The organism is Vibrio sp. G-C-1 (assembly GCF_021728015.1).
Lineage (GTDB): Bacteria > Pseudomonadota > Gammaproteobacteria > Enterobacterales > Vibrionaceae > Vibrio > Vibrio splendidus.
Window position 1 is genome coordinate 96756 of sequence record NZ_JAKKCR010000015.1, and the last position, 18294, is coordinate 115049.

An 18294-nucleotide genomic window follows, 5' to 3' on the forward strand; every position below is an offset into this window, starting at 1 on the left:
TCAAATGACTCAATAAGCATTCTGTTTTATATTTGCTATTGCAGTATTTTTACTTATAAGTACAATGTGCGATAAATTCCCAACGATGATTTATATGCTTTGATTAATCCCCATACCGTCGATTTTAAAAAGGCTTTTTTAAGTCTAACCGCCAGTTTTTTAGTAGTTTTGAGCTTGTTGCTCGTTGATTCAGCGGAAGAATCAGATAAACAGTATGGAATCGAAAACCAAGGCGTGACACGCTCTTTAGCGGAGCTCACACAGATCATTAATGCACTTGAGTACAACATCACTGCGCTCTACCCACTGCATGGTGACACCTACGTATTCTCGCATGAGAAAAAGATCGAAGATGAAACGTGCTATTTCACCAGTGAAGAGCAGCATGCCCCTCGCTTTGACTTTATGTTCTCTGGCCCTCGCGAGATGTGCGACCCGAAATCGGACCTTTATACCGAGGCGGGGAAGCGCCTGTTTATCGCGCCGACCATGGCTTATTTTGCCAATACCATAGAGACCATCTCTGCGATCTACTTTATTTCAAAAGAGAAGTTTATTATCTCTTCTCCCTCAGATATTGCCCAATATATGAAAGGCGATACGTTCGACTCTGTCGTAAATAGCCGACCATATTGGATTAATACGATTCGCTTTGGCTTAGCTCAAGGCCAAGATCAGGTAGTGTATACCGGTCAATACGATGATTACTTAACAGGTAAGAAAGTGGTGACCTTAACCAAAGGGATCTACGTTAATGGCGAGTTTAAAGGGGTATTGGGTGTCGATGGCTATGTCTCTAACCTCGTATCGAACCCTACCCATGGTTATAAAGTCACCAGTACTCGAGGCGCAAACAAGTACGGGTTTATGGACTTTACTTATTCCAAGCCTCTCTATGTTGATGACATTAACACCCAGCTATACCTGAGCATTGAAGAAGATAAGATCGAGCACTTTCTGCATGTATTGGCGATGGAGAAGATTCAGCTTTCGATACTGTTGGTTTTGTATTTGCTCTCGGTTTTATGGCTATGGCGTTTTTATACAAGACAAGAACACCAGCGTTTGAATGACCTAGCAATGCGCGATCCATTAACGGGCTTACTGAATCGACGTGGCTTTGAAGCTCGATTACTGGCTCAGGATGAACAGCCGATTATTGGTGTTGGCGTGTTTGATATCGATGATTTTAAAGTGGTTAATGATCAGTATGGCCACAAAACGGGGGACGAGGTGATTTGCCATGTTGCTCAGTTGATGCTGAACAGCGTTAGGCAGCAAGATATCGTGGCACGGTTTGGTGGTGAAGAGTTTGTTGTCGCGATCACGGGTGAATCTTCTGAGTTGCTTTCGTCGATCTTTGAGCGAATTCAAAACGATATTAGCCTGCAAAGTTATCGATGCCCAACGGGTGACAAGGTGAATATTTCTGTTTCTGGGGGAGCGACGCTCTACTCTCTGTATAAGTTCGACAGTGTCGGGCACTTGTGGGAAAACCAGAGTATTCGTTCTTCGGACGAGCAGCTCTATAAGGCCAAGGCTGCTGGTAAGAACCAGGTGTGTATTCAGGTGTATTAATTAGTTGGATACACAAAGGCCTAGTCGTGTGACTAGGCCTTTTTAATGTCTGTTTCAGGTTGAGGTTACTTCTTCACGCGGCCTTTTCTCATCCACTTCTGATGCACACCACGGCGTAGGCTCTGGAAGCTGTTTTCCACCTTGTCGACACCAAGTAGGATAACCAGCGCCATTAGCGTGATAATGACAGACTGAGAGAGATGGCCTAAGGCAATCATCATGCCTAATGCAGCGAGTACCCAAATAATCGCAGCTGAAGTCACGCCATGAATCTTGCCATCAAGCGTCATCATGACCCCTGCACCAAGGAATCCAACACCCGTAATGATCTGACCAAGCACACGAGCTTGATCGAGCGTGTTGGGGGATAGGCTAATCGCCATGGTGAGAAAGAAATAGGTACCACTGATGATCAGAATCGACGTTCGGATTCCGACGGGTTTACCGCGTGTTTGCCTTTCGATTCCGATTAAAGAACCGCATAACATGCATGCTGCGAGGCCTGCCCAGCTAAAGGGGGCAAGGTTGAGAGTTTGTTCTATAAATTGTGACATATCACCCCTCCTAAGAATTTAGAATAGAGCCGAGTATGCTAATAATAGACCGGACGATCGAACAAAAAATTTTTGTCTTAACGATTGCTAGTGATGACTTAAAATCTAGCAGCCGTTTGTCGTTAATTCAAAGCTAGGCGCAGAAGAAGAGGTTGCTTCGTTGTAAAGTAAGAAGCAGTCTTCCGAAGATTTCTTCTTACTTTTGGTCATGAAACGAATCCATGGTATTTCTTTAGAAGTATTATGGAAATACCATTCAGCAGGATCATTCGCATTAAATATGGAATCTGCGAAAGTACTTTCAATCAACAGACTCCAAGCATTTGCTGAGTCTGCCGCTGGGTACCCATATGCAAGTTCTATGTTGTCACCTTCGATTGTAATTTTAGCAGCGCTTAACTTTTCTAAACCTTGCTGAATTGCAATCGGGTAAACCATGTCAGCAGCACTTTGCATACCGCCTCTCAAACCTTGAAGGGCTGAAATACGAGCATCACTCTGTAGATTGAGAAATTTCGACGCCGCAGTCACTGAAATAATGCCTAAAATAACAATTACGATGACCAATTCGATCATAGTAAAACCTCTGTGTGAGGATGGCTTGTTTTTCGGATACGTCTTCATTTCGGCAACTTCTTTATTCAATATGTAGATCGAGTGGCGTCTTGCTGCTGCGTCCGCCAATTTCACGAGTTAACTTAGGTACGAGGTAGCCAGAAACCTCAGAGATTAATCCCTTAAAGTGATGCTTGGCTTCTTCATCGGAAATATAGAAATGAGCGGCGCCCTGAACCTTATCAAGTACATGCATATAATAAGGTAAAACACCGGCGTCGAATAGCTTTTCGCTTAATTCTTTCAATGAGTTAGCACTGTTATTTACACCTTTTAGCATCACGCCTTGATTGAGCAGAGTGGCCCCACTTTGCTTAAGCTTATGAAAGGCTTGCTTGAGTTCTAAGTTAATCTCGTTGGCATGATTAATATGGCTCACCATCACCACATTGAGGCGAGTTTGAGCTAACAGTTGGCACAGTTCATCCGTCACTCGAGCTGGGATTACAACCGGTAATCGGCTATGAATTCGAACGGTTTTCACATGCGGAATCTGTTCGATGGTATTGATCAGCCATTCGAGTTCGCTGTCTTTGGCCATCAAAGGGTCGCCACCGGATAAGATAACTTCGTTGATCTCTAGATGAGCGGCTACATAGTCGAGGCTGGTTTGCCACACAGACTTAGAACCCTTGTTATCTTGATAAGGGAAGTGACGGCGGAAGCAGTAGCGGCAGTTTATGGCGCAGCCCCCTTTTACGATCATCAGTGCACGACTTTTATATTTGTGCAGCAACCCTGGGATCGCGTTTTCTTGCTCTTCTAGTGGATCGGCTGAATAGCCTTGATGAACCTCGAACTCTTCGTTGAGTGGTAACACCTGACGCAATAGAGGGTCGTGTGGGTTGCCTTTTTCCATTCGTTCGACAAAGCTAAGGGGTACCCTAAGTGCAAATAATTCACGAGCAGCGAAGCCTGCTTGCCACGGTGTTGGGTCTATTTCCAATGCCTCAAGCAGTTTTGACGGGTCAGAGATCGCATTCGATAGTTGTTTGAGCCAGTTTTGCTCAACAGATTCGACTTTTCGGGTTATGATATGCGGCATTGAAATTAACTCAAAGATGTGGAAGAGAAAATCATGGCGTCAGTAAGCACCAATGAATTCAAAGGCGGTTTAAAATTCATGTTAGATAACGAGCCTTGCGCAATTATCGACAATGAATACGTTAAGCCAGGTAAAGGCCAAGCGTTTAACCGTGTAAAACTTCGTAAACTGCTGTCAGGCAAAGTGTTAGAGAAAACATTCAAGTCAGGCGAAAGCTTCGAGCTTGCAGATGTTGTTGACGTTGAATTAGGCTACCTATACAACGATGGCGAATTCTACCACTTCATGAACAACGAAACATTTGAGCAAATCGCAGCAGACGTAAAAGCAGTCGCTGATTCAGCAAAATGGTTAGTTGAAAATGACGTTTGTACTCTAACGTTGTGGAATGATAACCCTATCACTGTTACTCCGCCAAACTTTGTTGAGATCCCAGTAACTGAAACTGATCCTGGCCTGAAAGGCGATACACAGGGTACGGGTGGTAAACCTGCAACTCTAGCAACAGGCGCGGTTGTTCGTGTACCTCTATTCATCGCTATCGGTGAAGTTGTTAAAGTTGATACTCGTACTGGCGAATACGTTGGTCGTGTGAAGTAATTTGATTGTGTCCACCTTATTTGGGGTGGCTCAGTGAAATAGAAAAGGTCGCTTATGAGCGGCCTTTTTTGTGCCTTAAGAACAGATGCGCGTAAACGAGATGCGGGATACGAAGAGCGGGAAGAGCAGATACGAGTAAACGGGATGCGGGATACGAAGAGCGGGAAGGGCAGGTGCGAGTAAACGAGATGCGGGATGAGAAGAGCTAGAAGGGCAGATGCGAGTAAACGGGATGCGAGATATTCGACAAACAATAAAAAAGCAGAGCTGGATAACCTAGCTCTGCTTTCTATTTTCTGCTCTTAAGCTCTTCGAATCTCGATTACTCGAATCCCGCATCTGCTTTTAAGCTCTTCGATACTCGACTACTCGAATCCCGCATCTGCTCTTAACTGTTAGATCATAAAGATGAAGATAACAGACAGTGCGCTGATTAGGCCTGCAACGAAGTAGCAGCCCACTTTACCTGCAACGCCGACGTGGAACTTAAGGTCGTGCATGCCGTGGTGAAGACGGTGCATTGCGTGCCACATTGGCAGAGCTAGCGTACCGATGATGAATAACGCACCGATAATGCTGGTGGCAAACTCAGAAACACGCTCGTAGCTCATTGCATCCGCATCGATAATGCCCATTGGGACTAAGATACCCAGCACTAAAATCGTGATTGGTGTGATCATCGCGAACCAAGTACCGCCAGCGCCGAATAGGCCCCACCAGATTGGTTCATCAGAGCGTTTCGGGTTTTGGTTAACAGACTTAAGGTGGTTAACAGGTTTCATTTTGTAATTTGTGTTCATAACGAAGCTCCTTACACCACCATAAGAACGATTAAAGAAATAAATGCCACCGCTGCCCACTGGGTCAGTACGATGATTCTTTTATCTACCAATTTGCCTTTAAGGCGGATTGGCATTACTTGAGGCATCATGCTGAAGAAGGTCTGAGCGTGCAGTAAGCTGCCTAGCAGTGCCACGATGTTGATACCAACAACGACAGGGTTAGCCATAAAGCTCAACCAGCCTGCCCACGCTTCAGGACCTTTCACTAGCGAACCCAAACCGAAGGTTAGGAACAGAGTGAATAGAATCAAAGGCAGTACAGTCGCTTCACGTAGCATGTAGAAACGGTAGAACGGATGGTTGCTCCACCACGTTCTCTTCATTTCACGAACATAAGGTTTACGATTGCTCATATTACGCTTCCTCCGTCGCTTTAACCGGTTCGCCATCAGGTTTGAACATCGAAATAACGAAGTCCATTGAAGACTCAACTTTACCTTGGTTTACTGCAGCCGCTGGGTCTACTTTCTTCGGACATACGTCAGAACAGTAACCTACAAACGTACAGCCCCAAGCGCCGTTGTCGCCATTGATAAGCTTCATACGTTCAGCTTTACCATTGTCACGGCTATCTAGGTTGTAGCGGTGAGCAAGAGCAAGTGCCGCAGGGCCGATGAACTCAGGGTTGAGACCAAACTGAGGACACGCTGCGTAACACAAACCACAGTTGATGCAGCCAGCGAACTGTTTGTACTTCGCCATTTGCTCTGGAGTTTGGATGTTAGTGCCGTCTTCTGGCTTGCGGTCGTTACCAATGATGTAAGGCTTGATTGCTTCAAGGCGCTCGATGAACGGCGTCATGTCGACAATCAAATCTTTTTCGATTGGGAAGTTAGCCAAAGGCTCAATCTTGAAGCCATTCGGGTAGTCACGTAAGAAGCTTTTACATGCCAGTTTTGGCACGCCATCAACCATGATGCCGCAAGAACCACAAATCGCCATACGACAAGACCAACGGTAAGACAGGTCTTTATCTAGGTTATCTTTGATGTAACCAATCGCATCAAGTACTGACATGGTTTCATCAAACGGAACTTCAAAGGTTTGAAAATGAGGTTCTGCGTCGTGCTCAGGGTCATAACGCAGGATTTCAATTTTTTGGATTCGATTCGCTGACATTATGCTTGCTCCTCTTCGCTCTTCTTCGCATTCTCTTCTGCTGCTTTTTCAGCAGCAGCGGCTTTCTCGGCTGCTTCACCGTATAGACGAGCTTTAGGTTGAGATTTAGTAATCTTAACGCCGCTGTAGTCGATGGTTGGTGCTGCATCTTCGTTGTAGAAAGATAGAGAGTGTTTCAGGAAGTTCACGTCATCACGTTCTGTGCAGTTGTCGTCTAGACGTTGGTGTGCACCGCGAGACTCTTTACGAAGGATCGCTGAGTGAACCATCGCTTCTGCAACTTCAAGGCCGTAACCCACTTCGATAGCGTAAAGTAGGTCAGTGTTGAACACTTTGCCTTTGTCTTTAATGCTGATCTTCTTGTAGCGCGCTTTCAGTTCAGTGATTTTGTCGATGGTTTCTTGCATCAAGTCTTCTTGACGGTAGATACCACAACCCGCTTCCATGGTGTGACCCATTTCAGTGCGGATGTCAGCCCAGTTCTCATCGCCTTCTTGAGCCAAGATGCCTGCGATGCGATCTTCAACCGCTTTGATTTGCTTAGTAATAGCTTCTTCGTTCCAGCCTTTGAATTCAGCGGCACGTTTCACGGCTTGTTCACCGGCTACGCGGCCAAATACCACGAACTCAGCCAGAGAGTTAGACCCTAGGCGGTTTGCACCGTGTAGGCCAACTGAAGCACATTCACCAACGGCGAATAGGCCTTTAATGCGAGTTTCACACGTACCGTTAGTTTCAATACCACCCATGGTGTAGTGAACGGTAGGGCGAATTGGGATTGGCTCTTTTGCTGGGTCTACGTTTACGTACGCTTTTGCAAGCTCACAGATGAACGGAAGACGCTCTTGCAGGTACTCTTCACCAAGGTGGCGAAGGTCAAGGTGTACGACATCACCAAGTGGGTGCTTGATGGTGTTGCCTTTCTGCTGCTCGTGCCAGAATGCTTGAGAAACTTTGTCACGAGGACCCAGTTCCATGTATTTGTTTTTCGGCTCGCCCACTGGAGTTTCAGGGCCCATGCCGTAATCTTGTAGGTAACGGTAGCCGTTCTTGTTGACGATGATACCGCCTTCACCACGACAACCTTCGGTCATCAAGATGCCAGTGCCCGGTAGGCCTGTTGGGTGGTATTGAACGAACTCCATATCACGCAGTGGTACACCGTGGCGATAAGCCATTGCCATACCGTCGCCAGTTACGATGCCGCCGTTAGTATTGCAGTGGTAAACACGACCTGCGCCACCGGTTGCTAATACAACAGATTTCGCTTTAATCGTAACAAGCTCACCTTCAGACATATGAATCGCGATTAGGCCTTGTACTTCGCCATCTTCAACGATCAAATCCACCACAAAGTACTCATCAAATCGTTTGATTGTGTCGTACTTCATCGAAGTCTGGAACAGAGTATGAAGCATGTGGAAGCCGGTTTTATCCGCTGCGAACCACGTTCTCTCTACTTTCATACCGCCGAATCGGCGTACGTTTACTTCACCGTTTTCTTTACGACTCCATGGGCAGCCCCATTGTTCCATTTGGATCATTTCGCGAGTCGAGTTTTCAACAAAGTATTCAACAACATCCTGTTCACATAGCCAGTCGCCACCGCCAACAGTATCGTTGAAGTGGTTATCTAGGCTATCTTCGTCTTTAATTACTGCTGCTGAACCGCCTTCTGCTGCTACCGTGTGCGAACGCATTGGGTAAACTTTAGAAATCAGTGCTACTTCCAATTCAGGATTAGCTTCAGCCGCAGCGATAGCTGTACGAAGACCAGCGCCGCCTGCGCCGATGACTGCGATATCTGTGGTAATTGTCTTCACAGTTATTCTCCAGTGTGATGCGGAGTATTCCGCTTGTTATTATAAAAAGCCTATTTAGGAGGTTCTAAATCGTAGGAACCATTTAGCACCCCTAAGCCTTAAGTGGTAGGTTCAGTGTAAGAGAGGAAGGCATTTCAAAAATTGATGTATTTGGGTTTTTAGGTCGGTAATGCATATGGAGGCATAGAAATTATAGGTTATGTGACTGCAATCACGGCAATGAATTGTTGATAACGATTAACCCACAGGACGGGTGTTAACGGCTTGTTGAGTATGATTTTCGTTATCAATGTTGATGTGAAAGCTGTATTGATAATTGTATTGTAGAACGTAATTTTCTGGCTTCATTAAAACAACATTTTGCTTTCATCAATAGACAGATAGAAGCTTACAAAAGAGACGAAAGGTGGTAATTTTCGTCGCCTAGAATTCAGTGATATGGAACTTAATAATGCACTCTACATGGCAACCGGCCGCAACCATTAAGCAGTTAAAGCAACGTGCTGATATCCTTAATCAAATTCGCCAGTTCTTTACAGAGCGAAACGTGATGGAAGTGGATACGCCAGCCATGAGTCACGCCACGGTGACGGATGTGCATTTGCATACGTTCAAAACTGAATTTGTAGGGCCGGGTTATGCGCACGGCCAACCACTGTTCTTTATGACGAGCCCAGAGTTTCATATGAAACGACTGTTAGCGGCGGGCAGTGGCTGTATCTACCAAATTTGTAAGTCTTTTCGTAATGAAGAAAACGGCCGTTACCATAATCCTGAGTTCACCATGTTGGAGTGGTATCGCGTTGGCTTTGATCATCATGACCTGATGGATGAAATGGATTTGCTGTTACAGCAGGTTCTAAAATCAGGTGTTGCGGAGCGAATGACTTACCAACAAGTCTTTATTGATGTATTGGGTGTGTGTCCGTTGGAAGATTCGATGGATACCTTAAAGCAGGCTGCCGCGAAACTAGGGCTCAGCGACATTGCAGATCCAGAACAAGACCGCGATACGCTATTGCAGCTTCTTTTCAGTATTGGCGTTGAAGCGAAAATAGGCCAAGACGTTCCTGCGTTTGTTTATGACTTCCCAGCATCACAAGCAGCGTTAGCCAAGATTAACCCGAATGATCCACGAGTGGCGGATCGCTTTGAGGTGTATTTCAAAGGGATTGAATTGGCAAACGGCTTCCATGAACTCGATAAACCACAAGAACAACTTCAGCGCTTTGAAGGTGATAATGCCAAACGTATTGAGATGGGCTTATCGCCTCAACCGATTGACCATCACTTGATTGAGGCATTAAAAGCGGGCTTACCAGACTGTGCGGGTGTTGCTTTAGGTATCGACAGGCTAATCATGCTGGCGCTGGGCTACGACCACATCGATGATGTGACGGCTTTCCCGTTCCCGCGTTCTTAGTTTTTTGCTTTTGTTTTTACTGAGAGTTAATAGTCCTTAGCTAGTAACGGTTAACTCTCAGCTTTCAATCCGCTTCTAATCAGCTTTACTCGCTGACCAGAATACCAGTGCCACTAGCTAACCAAGATACCAGTACCCACCACGGCAACAATGGCACCTATCCAAGCGTAGGCATTTGGCCTCTGTTTGGTGTACAACCAGAGTATCGGTAACAACATGATGGGCGTGGTTGAAGATAACAGAGCGACCATGCCGACATTGCCTTCCTGCAACGCGTACAAGATCAGCGTCATTCCTACAGCCATTGCCAAAAACCCGTTAACCGCGGTAATCGCGAATATCTGCTTATTCATTGGGTTAAGTGCGCGTGAAAGTTTGGCGCCCGTTAAGCGAAACAGTGAGTGAGCAACAAAAGCGGTGATCATTCGAATAGCAGAGGCGGCTATTGGGTCGATACTGGTTTGCATCACGGGTTTGGCAATAATGCCGCCCAATGCTTGGCAGATCGCGGCGGTGATTCCCAACGCCACACCAATCCACACCGTGCCCTTAATGGTTTCGAGTTGGTTGTTCGCTTGGCCACGACGACCAAAGAAGATTGCGGTTAATACACCACTAAACACCAATGCCGAGCCAATCAGCTCCACCGAAGTCATGCTTTCGCTAAACAGGAAGTAACCAAGAATCGCGGAGAACACGGCGTGACAAGAGAACAGCAAACCCGCTTGGCGCGGTCCCATTCGGTTCAAACAAGCAAATAGGGCGGTATCACCAATGAAGATGCCAATTAGTCCAGACAGCATCATCGGCGTGACTAAGTCAGCTTCCACACTTGACCAACCGCCAGTAAACCAAGCCATGCTCGATAAGATGATAGCGGTACAACCCATTCGCCAGCGGCTATAGGCGAAAGAACCTAAGTGTTGAGCAGGCTTTACTGACATTAGGCTCGCAATCGCCCAAAGAAAAGCGGCAGCTAGAGCTAACCATTCGAATCCCATCTGAATAACATCCTTGTGTCTGGGATAAATTAGCTCATCAATATGCATCAAACCGAACTGAGAACAAAGTGATTCTTATGAAAGAACGACTTTGTTTCAGTTATTAGTTTATGTCAGCTGTCACTTGCTGGTGTGGTTCAACTTACTTTGCTTGAGGCGCGCTATATCTCAAAGCGCTATACCTCAAAGCGCTAAACCTTAAAACGCTATACCTTAAAGCGCTATACCTTAAAGCGCTCCACGTCTTGGCGCATCGACTCAGCAGCGCTGCTCATTTCATTTGAGCTATTGCGACTGCTTTCCGCTTGCTGGGCAAGATCGTCGGATGCGTCTTTGATTCCTTGCGTATTACGACTGATGTCCTCGCTGACCGCGCGTTGCTCTTCTGCAGCACTGGCTATTTGCAGCGCCATATCGTTGATTTCAGTGATCGCTTGCGTGATTTTAGTCAGGCTGCCATGGGCTTGTTCTGCGAAGCCAACACTGTTCTCTGCCAGTTGAGTGCTGGTGGTCATGCTTTCAACGGCATGTTCGGTATTCTTCTGCAGCGTATCAATCATCACGCGGATTTCTTCGGTCGAGCCATGCGTTCGTTGGCTTAGCACGCGCACTTCATCGGCCACAACCGCAAATCCACGACCTTGTTCACCTGCACGAGCGGCTTCAATCGCCGCATTCAACGCCAACAGGTTGGTCTGTTCGGCAATGCCTTGAATGGTGGAGAGGATCTGGTTGATGCTTTGAGCATTGCTCTCTAATTCACGAATCACATTGGCGGCATCTTCAACTTGAGTCGCCAAGCCAGTAATCGCATCGCGGTTTTGTTGGATGACCTCTTGGCCTTCGTTACAAGCGGTGGCGGATGCCTGAGAAGCGGATGCCGTTAATTCGGCATGGCTAGCCACTTCGGCTGCGGTGGCGGACATCTCATGAATCGCGGTCGCAATTTGGTTGATATCGTTTTGTTGATTCTCAACGCTAATCGAAGACTGGGTCGCCAGTTGATTGGCTTTCTCTGCATGATTGTTGAGATCGTGGCTGTGCTCTATCACGCCCTTCAACATGCTTTGCATCTGGCTTAAGAACTGGTTCACAAGCTCGGCAAGTTTACCAATCTCATCCATACGTGTGATATCAATGCGCTGAGTGAGATCGCCTCTGCCTTGAGCGAGCTGAGTCAGCGCTTCTGACAAGGTTTGTAATGGAGAAAGTAGGCGGTTGATCACCACGGTACTCGCAATTGAAATGATGATGTACAAAATCAAAGAGGTCAGCGTGATGAATTGAATGGCATCGGATACTGCAGAAAACGCCATGTCTTTATCGATAACGATACCTAACGACCAATCGGTGTTCGGGACATTGGCAATATAGACTAGCTTATCGCCTTGACCCGGCCAAGTGAGAGTGGTGATCATCTGGTCTTGGAGCAGTTGTGACACCTTGTTGGTTGTGAGTTCTGGATTCAAACTGGTCAGTGGTTTTTGACTCAGTTCTTCATCACTGTAGGCCACAATGTTGTTATTGCCGTCGACTAAAAACGCAAAGCCATCGTTATCCAGTTTTACATTGAGAACCGTATCGATAATGCTGGTTACGGTTAGATCGGCCGCGAGAACACCTTGTCTATCGCCACTGAATGCTTTCGCAAAGCTGATGACAATGCTGCCGTCAAAGTCTTGATAAGGTTCGGTAATGATGAGATCTGATGTTGCGTTGGCATCTTTATACCAAGGGCGAGTGCGCGGGTCATAACCTGCTGGCCAATCTTCACCTTTGTCGCCATAAGCGATCGTGCCATCGCTGAACCCTGCATATACAGACAAGAATTGTCCGGCTTGCTTGGTGATCAATAACTCGCGATCAGAGTTACTATTGCTTGAAATAGTCGATTCATTGGCAAGCATCATATCACTGCGGATTGAGAGCCAATCGGCAATGTAATTGGTGGTGCCAACACTGACATTTTTCATTTCTTGGTTAATTGCGACCTCGGTTTCTTGAGTCAGCTGATTAACTGATATCCAGGCTTGAGCGCAACTCACGACGGCGATAATGACCGCAATCGCGATCTGAATTTTAAACTTAATAGTATGTCTCAAGGTCTATTCCTCTCTATTAGACAAAAACCTAATTACGTACTTGATGGCGAATTGGTGTGTCTCTGGTGCGTGTATAGTGCCGTTGTCTTAATGTTGGTAAATGTGTTTAAAATCAAAAATTTAAAATGACTTGTCGTTATTTTTAATAAACCGTGAAGTAGAATCACAATTATCTATCGATTAAAAACTGATAAACCCTCCAGATAGCGAAATCATGATTGCTATCTGGAGGGTTGTAGTGAAAAGCTAACGTGCTAGGTGATAATAAGTTAACGTGCTAGGTGATAATAAGCTAACGTGCTAGGTGATAATAAGCTAACGTGCTAAGTGATAATAAACAGTGCGAGGTAGACCATCAACAAGCCGACGATCCCTAAGATGATACCCATCTTCGCCATGTCTTTACTTTCGATAAGCCCGGTCGAGTAGGCCAACGAGTTTGGTGGTGTCGATACGGGTAAAATCATACCTAGCGATGCAGAGAAAGCGACCACAACCAGTAGTCCTTGCAGGCCTCCTATCGCAACCAAGCTTTCCATTGATGCACCAATCGCAGCGGCGATCGGCATCAGTAAGTTGGCCGTTGCGGTGTTTGACATGAAGTTTGCCATTAACCAACATACGATGGATAACGTTAGCACTACCGCTGTTGGTGAGAGCGACTCATAATCAATCGCGTGTGCGAGTGCCACGGCTAAGCCTGTTTTATCTAGTCCTATACCAATCGCAATACCACCGGCTACTAGCCACAATACATCCCAGTTAATCAGCTTGAGCTCTTCTTTGCCCATGATGCCGGTGAGAGTAAAGACAGCCAGTGGAATGATCGAGACCACATAAGTGTTCATGCCGTGCAGTTTGGTGGTCATCCACAATAAGATTGTCGCAGCGAAGGTGACGTAAACCACAATCGCACGCCAGCTTTTTCTAAATTGGCCATCAAGCTTGAGCACCATGTTTTTTTCCTTGGACGGGAAAAATTTCTGTAGAAGGAACCAAGCGATGGTGAGTTGAATGATCACAAAGGGCAAGCCCATCATCATCCAGCTTAGGAAGTCGATACTGTTCTCACCCGTCAGGTATTGCAGTGCGATGGCATTGGGCGGTGTACCGATTGGTGTCGCGATACCACCGGTGTTAGCAGCAATTGGAATACACAACACGAGCGCTTTAATCCCCATGTCGCCTTTTGGCGCTGAGGCTACGATTGGGCCTAGCAGAGCGAGCATCATTACCGTTGTTGCGGTATTTGACATGAACATTGAGAACACGGCGGTGATCAGCATTAAGCCGAGCATAATGAAGCGCGGTTCTGTACCAAATGGTTTGAGCAATACTCGTGCTAAGTTGTTGTCGAGTTCGTACTTAGATGCCGATATCGCGAGAGCGAAACCACCCATAAAGAGGATGATGATTGGTGACGAAAATGCACCGAATATGTCGGTATATTTGATTAACTCCCCGAGATCGTGTCCCGCTGGTGGGTTTCTAAATAGGTGTAAGCCTTTGTCAGAAATCATCACAAGTTCAAGTGCTATGATCAAAATGGAAGTGGCGAATACCGGAACAGGTTCAAGCACCCACAGTAAAGCGGCCAACAAGAATATTGCCAACAAGCGGTGTTGAATCAGCGTGAGATCATCGATTGGTATTGAATCTATCGGCATGAATAACACGCCCAAGGGAATCGCAAAACAAATCAACAGCTTGGCCAGAACGCCAACATTGAGTTTAGGCATGTACAAAGACCCTATGAATAAAATATCTTCAAATAGAGTAAGTTATCTGGATTTTTGGTACTTGGAGACGGGTTGTAAAATCGGAAAGTTGTTTAAGGTTTCGACAGTTGTTTTGTTTTTGGTCAATCTTTTTTCTTGGTAATTCGACGTACTGCTCGTTGAGAATAAGGTTATCGGTAGTTAGATTTGTTGAAATCTTGAAGGGAAATGTCTCGAACTAGATAAGAAAAAGGCGCGTTATTCTCTAAAAATAGAAAGCTAACGCGCCCTTAAAGCTTACTAAGTTAACTCAGAGAGTTAGACTTGGTCTGTGTTCTCTGTTGAATCAACAGCTTCAGCAGTCTCTTCATTTACTTCAGCGTCTTTGCCCGCAATATGCGCGAAAGGGGTGCCTAGAATGGTTTTCTCACCATTTTGCATCGTTTCGTCAAACTTGATTGCGTCTTTAGCGAACAGGTTGATAACCGTTGAACCAAGCTTAAAGCGGCCCATCTCTTCGCCTTTCTTCAAGACGACGGCTGTATCACCTTGTGCAGGGTAATCCCACTTGTAAACTGAGTTACCACGAGGTGGAGTAATGGTACCAGCCCATACTTGCTCGATGCTGCCAACGATAGTTGCGCCAACCAGCACTTGTGCCATTGGGCCAAACTCAGTATCAAAGATACAAACCACACGCTCGTTACGTGCGAATAGGTTTGGAACGTTCTCTGCCGTTAACGGGTTTACAGAGAAAAGGTCACCCGGAACGTAGATCATCTGACGCAGTGTGCCGTCACATGGCATGTGCACGCGATGGTAATCACTTGGCGACAAGTAAAGCGTTGCGAATTCGCCGTCTTTAAATTCATCCGCTAGAGCAGCATCACCACCCAATAGCTCACGAGCTGAGTAGTTATGGTTTTTAGCTTGAATCAGTTGACCGTCAGTAATTGGGCCAAACTGGCTTACACGTGCATCAGCAGGGTGAACAATAACAGAGTCACCTTCTGCGACAGGGCGCATGCCTTCTTTTAATTCACGTACGAAGAATTCATTGAATGTCTTAAAGTGTTTTGGATCGCTATGCAGAGCTTCATCCATGTTTACTTTGTATTGCTTGATGAACCAGTTGATGATCGCTGTCGTTAAGCCACCCGCTTTAGCAGATGCCAGTTTACCGACTAGGCGAGTTAGCCCATGCTGTGGGATCCAGTACTGCAATCCAACTTTAATCTTATCCATTGTATTAATTTTCCAATGCTAATTGTTTTTCAATTAAATCTGTCGATGACGGTTTAGGGCGCGAGATGTTACTTAAATTCGCGCCAATTGTCAGTAAATGCACACATTTGTTCACAAAAACGCGATTAGAGATCGGCTTTCTTGCTTCGTGAGTACTGACGGTTATCTTTGTTGTCAGCCATTGTTTCAATAATGCGATGGTAGCTAGCAAAACGTAAGCGGCTAATTTTACCGTCTTCAACGGCTTCACGTAGAAGGCATCCAGGATCGTCATTGTGTTTACAGTCACGGAATTTACAACCACCCAGGTATGGTTTGAATTCAATGAAAGCATCAGTGACTTCATCGGGTTCTAAATGCCATAGGCCGAATTCACGTACCCCTGGGGAATCGATAAGATCACCACCAGAAGGGAAGTGATACAAACGCGCTGCAGTCGTAGTGTGTTGACCCAGTCCTGAGTTTTCAGAAACCGCGCCTTCTTCAATGTCTAATGTTGGCATGAGTGCATTCACTACGCTGGATTTACCTACGCCAGATTGACCAACGAAAATGTTGATACGATCTTTCAATTCGGCTTCCAACTCTTTGATGCCGTAACCCGACTCTTTACTGACGAACATGACTTTATAGCCGATTTTCTCGTATATTTTCAGCGTTTCGCGGTATTCGCTAATTTGTTGTTCTGTCAGCAAGTCGACTTTATTGAGCACAACTAACGGGGCAATATTCACCGTTTCAGAGGCGATCAAGTAACGGTCGATGATATTAAGTGATAGCTCCGGCAGTACAGCTGAAACGATAACCATTTGGTCTACGTTTGCGGCAACCGGTTTTAGGCCGTCATAGTAATCAGGGCGAGTTAGCATTGACGTTCTTGGCTCAACGGCTTCTACAACACCAGAGATGCCGGCCATTGATTCAAGTCCTGCGCGCCAAATGACTTTGTCTCCAGAAACTAACGTTTCAATACTGCGGCGTAAGTTACAACGGTGAACTTCGTTGGTTTCAAGATCTTCGATATCGGCATGTTGGCCAAAGCGCGTAATTACGAGTCCGCTTTTTGTTCCGCCAAGCATGTTCTCATCCCACTGGATAGAATCTTCTTTCTTGAGTCGCTTGTTCTGGTTGCTACGTACACGACGCACTTGACCTTTGGTTAACTTCTTTTTTTTAGCCACAATTTTTCACTTAACACATCTAACTTGATGATTGAGGACTCAAACGGAATGTTGTTGGTACCATTGATTTCGATGGCCCTAAAGCTAGTTTGAGTATAGTTATTTGGGTATAGTACCTCTTTTATACATAAACAAATAGGCGACGCCTTATGTCCTTTAGCGATCAGAACCTGATTTGGGTTGATCTAGAGATGACGGGACTTGATCCTGAAACTCATAAAATCATTGAAATTGCTACTATCGTTACTGATAGTGAGCTTAACATCCTGGCTGAAGGACCTGTTTTGGCTATTCACCAACCTCAGAGTGAATTGGACAAGATGGACGAGTGGTGTACAACGACCCACACCGGCAGCGGCCTAGTGAAACGAATTCAAGAAAGCACGGTTTCAGAGCAAGAGGCTATTCAACAAACGATTGAGTTTCTTGAGAAGTGGGTACCAAAAGGCAAATCACCGATTTGTGGGAACAGCATTGGCCAAGATCGCCGTTTCTTATACAAACACATGCCAGAGCTGGAAGAGTACTTCCATTACCGTTATGTCGATGTAAGTACCCTGAAAGAGCTGACTCGTCGCTGGAAACCCGAAGTACTCGATGGTTTTTCAAAGTCGGGAAGTCACCTTGCATTGGATGATATTCGTGAGTCGATCGCTGAACTGCAGTACTACCGAAAAACGATTATTAACATCTAATCAGATCAAATGATCACGTTTATCTAACTTTTCAGGGACATAAGAGCTGATTTTTTTGCAAATCTGCGTGCTTTTACAGCAGTTGAGTAAAAACTTTCGTAATTTTGCATTAAGGACTTGCATCACAAAAAAATGCTCTTATAATTCGCAGCCCTGAACGACGAAAGACGTTTCAGATTGCGATACTAGCTCAGTTGGTAGAGCGCAACCTTGCCAAGGTTGAGGTCATCGGTTCGAACCCGATGTATCGCTCCAAATTCTCTCTTGTGCTTAGCACTGAAGAAGATGGTCAAGTTTCATTGTACTTAACAATGCATCCGGACGCGGGATGGAGCAGTTTGGTAGCTCGTCGGGCTCATAACCCGAAGGTCGTCGGTTCAAATCCGGCTCCCGCAACCACATTACAGTTACACGTTGGTCACTGCCTTGCAGTACGGATTAACGGTTAGCTTATGCGATACTAGCTCAGTTGGTAGAGCGCAACCTTGCCAAGGTTGAGGTCATCGGTTCGAACCCGATGTATCGCTCCAAATTCTATTCTTAGAAGCTGTCTCTTTGAGAATGTGCTCAGAATGAAAATGGTTTAGTCTCATTCTCCTTAAACGGTAATGATGCGAAAAGAGAAACATCCGGACGCGGGATGGAGCAGTTTGGTAGCTCGTCGGGCTCATAACCCGAAGGTCGTCGGTTCAAATCCGGCTCCCGCAACCACATTACAGCTAAACGTTGATAGCTTCTTTGCAGTAAGAACTT

The 18294-nt window shown here is 45.8% G+C and carries 16 protein-coding genes and 4 tRNA genes; 8 read left to right on the forward strand and 12 right to left on the reverse strand.

Features of this window, described 5'->3' with window-relative positions; translation table 11 throughout:
• Positions 1-99 precede the first annotated feature (99 nt).
• A complete protein-coding gene (locus L3V36_RS19710) occupies positions 100-1578 on the forward strand; it encodes a diguanylate cyclase (protein ID WP_017095430.1) in 1479 nt (492 codons plus the stop codon).
• 65 nt (positions 1579-1643) lie between these two features.
• On the opposite strand, the gene L3V36_RS19715 is transcribed toward L3V36_RS19710, so the two are convergent.
• The 3 genes from L3V36_RS19715 to epmB all read right to left on the reverse strand — a co-directional run bounded on the left by L3V36_RS19715 (position 1644) and on the right by epmB (position 3792).
• The gene (locus L3V36_RS19715) at positions 1644-2132 is read right to left on the reverse strand and encodes an MgtC/SapB family protein (RefSeq protein WP_004733333.1); all 489 of its coding nucleotides are present in this window, start codon (positions 2130-2132) and stop codon (positions 1644-1646) included.
• A 105-nt stretch (positions 2133-2237) separates the two neighbouring features.
• Positions 2238-2756, reverse strand: coding sequence for a prepilin-type N-terminal cleavage/methylation domain-containing protein (locus L3V36_RS19720; RefSeq protein ID WP_102572174.1), 519 nt, complete (start codon positions 2754-2756; stop codon positions 2238-2240).
• A gap of 13 nt (positions 2757-2769) precedes the next feature.
• Positions 2770-3792 carry an EF-P beta-lysylation protein EpmB gene (gene epmB, locus L3V36_RS19725; protein ID WP_208775592.1) on the reverse strand — a complete coding sequence of 341 codons (1023 nt, stop codon included), beginning with the start codon at positions 3790-3792 and terminating at the stop codon, positions 2770-2772.
• Positions 3793-3825: 33 nt separating this feature from the next.
• Between epmB and efp the strand changes: the two genes are divergently transcribed.
• Positions 3826-4392 (forward strand): elongation factor P, encoded by a 567-nt coding sequence (gene efp, locus L3V36_RS19730; protein ID WP_004733338.1) that lies wholly within the window; start codon positions 3826-3828, stop codon positions 4390-4392.
• A 395-nt stretch (positions 4393-4787) separates the two neighbouring features.
• Here the strand turns inward: efp and frdD are convergent, their stop codons facing one another.
• Genes frdD through frdA form a run of 4 tightly spaced genes read right to left on the reverse strand, consistent with a single transcriptional unit; the run spans position 4788 to position 8176 of the window.
• On the reverse strand, positions 4788-5174 hold the full coding sequence (gene frdD, locus L3V36_RS19735; protein WP_086027483.1) for a fumarate reductase subunit FrdD: 387 nt from the start codon (positions 5172-5174) through the stop codon (positions 4788-4790).
• Between the two features lie 29 nt (positions 5175-5203).
• The gene (frdC, locus tag L3V36_RS19740) at positions 5204-5587 is read right to left on the reverse strand and encodes a fumarate reductase subunit FrdC (RefSeq protein WP_108167134.1); all 384 of its coding nucleotides are present in this window, start codon (positions 5585-5587) and stop codon (positions 5204-5206) included.
• Position 5588: 1 nt separating this feature from the next.
• Positions 5589-6353 carry a succinate dehydrogenase/fumarate reductase iron-sulfur subunit gene (locus tag L3V36_RS19745; RefSeq protein WP_004733343.1) on the reverse strand — a complete coding sequence of 255 codons (765 nt, stop codon included), beginning with the start codon at positions 6351-6353 and terminating at the stop codon, positions 5589-5591.
• Complete coding sequence (frdA, locus tag L3V36_RS19750; RefSeq protein WP_004733344.1) at positions 6353-8176, reverse strand: fumarate reductase (quinol) flavoprotein subunit; 1824 nt, start codon at positions 8174-8176, stop codon at positions 6353-6355. Before frdA ends, L3V36_RS19745 begins: the two co-directional genes overlap by 1 nt.
• Positions 8177-8627: 451 nt before the next feature.
• On the opposite strand from frdA, the gene epmA reads away from it, so the two are divergent.
• The gene (gene epmA, locus L3V36_RS19755) at positions 8628-9599 is read left to right on the forward strand and encodes an elongation factor P--(R)-beta-lysine ligase (protein ID WP_102535432.1); all 972 of its coding nucleotides are present in this window, start codon (positions 8628-8630) and stop codon (positions 9597-9599) included.
• Positions 9600-9712: 113 nt separating this feature from the next.
• On the opposite strand, the gene L3V36_RS19760 is transcribed toward epmA, so the two are convergent.
• The 5 genes from L3V36_RS19760 to rsgA all read right to left on the reverse strand — a co-directional run bounded on the left by L3V36_RS19760 (position 9713) and on the right by rsgA (position 16846).
• Positions 9713-10600 carry a DMT family transporter gene (locus tag L3V36_RS19760; protein WP_016799445.1) on the reverse strand — a complete coding sequence of 296 codons (888 nt, stop codon included), beginning with the start codon at positions 10598-10600 and terminating at the stop codon, positions 9713-9715.
• Positions 10601-10821: 221 nt separating this feature from the next.
• On the reverse strand, positions 10822-12702 hold the full coding sequence (locus tag L3V36_RS19765; protein ID WP_208775593.1) for a methyl-accepting chemotaxis protein: 1881 nt from the start codon (positions 12700-12702) through the stop codon (positions 10822-10824).
• Positions 12703-13025: 323 nt separating this feature from the next.
• Positions 13026-14441 carry an SLC13 family permease gene (locus tag L3V36_RS19770; RefSeq protein WP_108092365.1) on the reverse strand — a complete coding sequence of 472 codons (1416 nt, stop codon included), beginning with the start codon at positions 14439-14441 and terminating at the stop codon, positions 13026-13028.
• A 297-nt stretch (positions 14442-14738) separates the two neighbouring features.
• Positions 14739-15665, reverse strand: a complete 927-nt coding sequence (gene asd, locus L3V36_RS19775) for an archaetidylserine decarboxylase (RefSeq protein WP_208775595.1) — start codon at positions 15663-15665, stop codon at positions 14739-14741.
• A gap of 125 nt (positions 15666-15790) precedes the next feature.
• A complete protein-coding gene (rsgA, locus tag L3V36_RS19780) occupies positions 15791-16846 on the reverse strand; it encodes a small ribosomal subunit biogenesis GTPase RsgA (protein ID WP_004733350.1) in 1056 nt (351 codons plus the stop codon).
• A gap of 149 nt (positions 16847-16995) precedes the next feature.
• Between rsgA and orn the strand changes: the two genes are divergently transcribed.
• The 5 genes from orn (at position 16996) to L3V36_RS19805 (ending at position 18252) form a co-directional block, all read left to right on the forward strand.
• Positions 16996-17541, forward strand: a complete 546-nt coding sequence (gene orn / locus L3V36_RS19785; RefSeq protein ID WP_004733351.1) for an oligoribonuclease — start codon at positions 16996-16998, stop codon at positions 17539-17541.
• Between the two features lie 179 nt (positions 17542-17720).
• Positions 17721-17796, forward strand: a tRNA-Gly gene (locus L3V36_RS19790).
• A gap of 67 nt (positions 17797-17863) precedes the next feature.
• Positions 17864-17940: transfer RNA gene (locus tag L3V36_RS19795), tRNA-Met, on the forward strand.
• 55 nt (positions 17941-17995) lie between these two features.
• Positions 17996-18071, forward strand: a tRNA-Gly gene (locus L3V36_RS19800).
• 104 nt (positions 18072-18175) lie between these two features.
• A tRNA-Met gene (locus L3V36_RS19805) sits at positions 18176-18252 on the forward strand.
• The last annotated feature ends 42 nt before the right edge of the window (positions 18253-18294 follow it).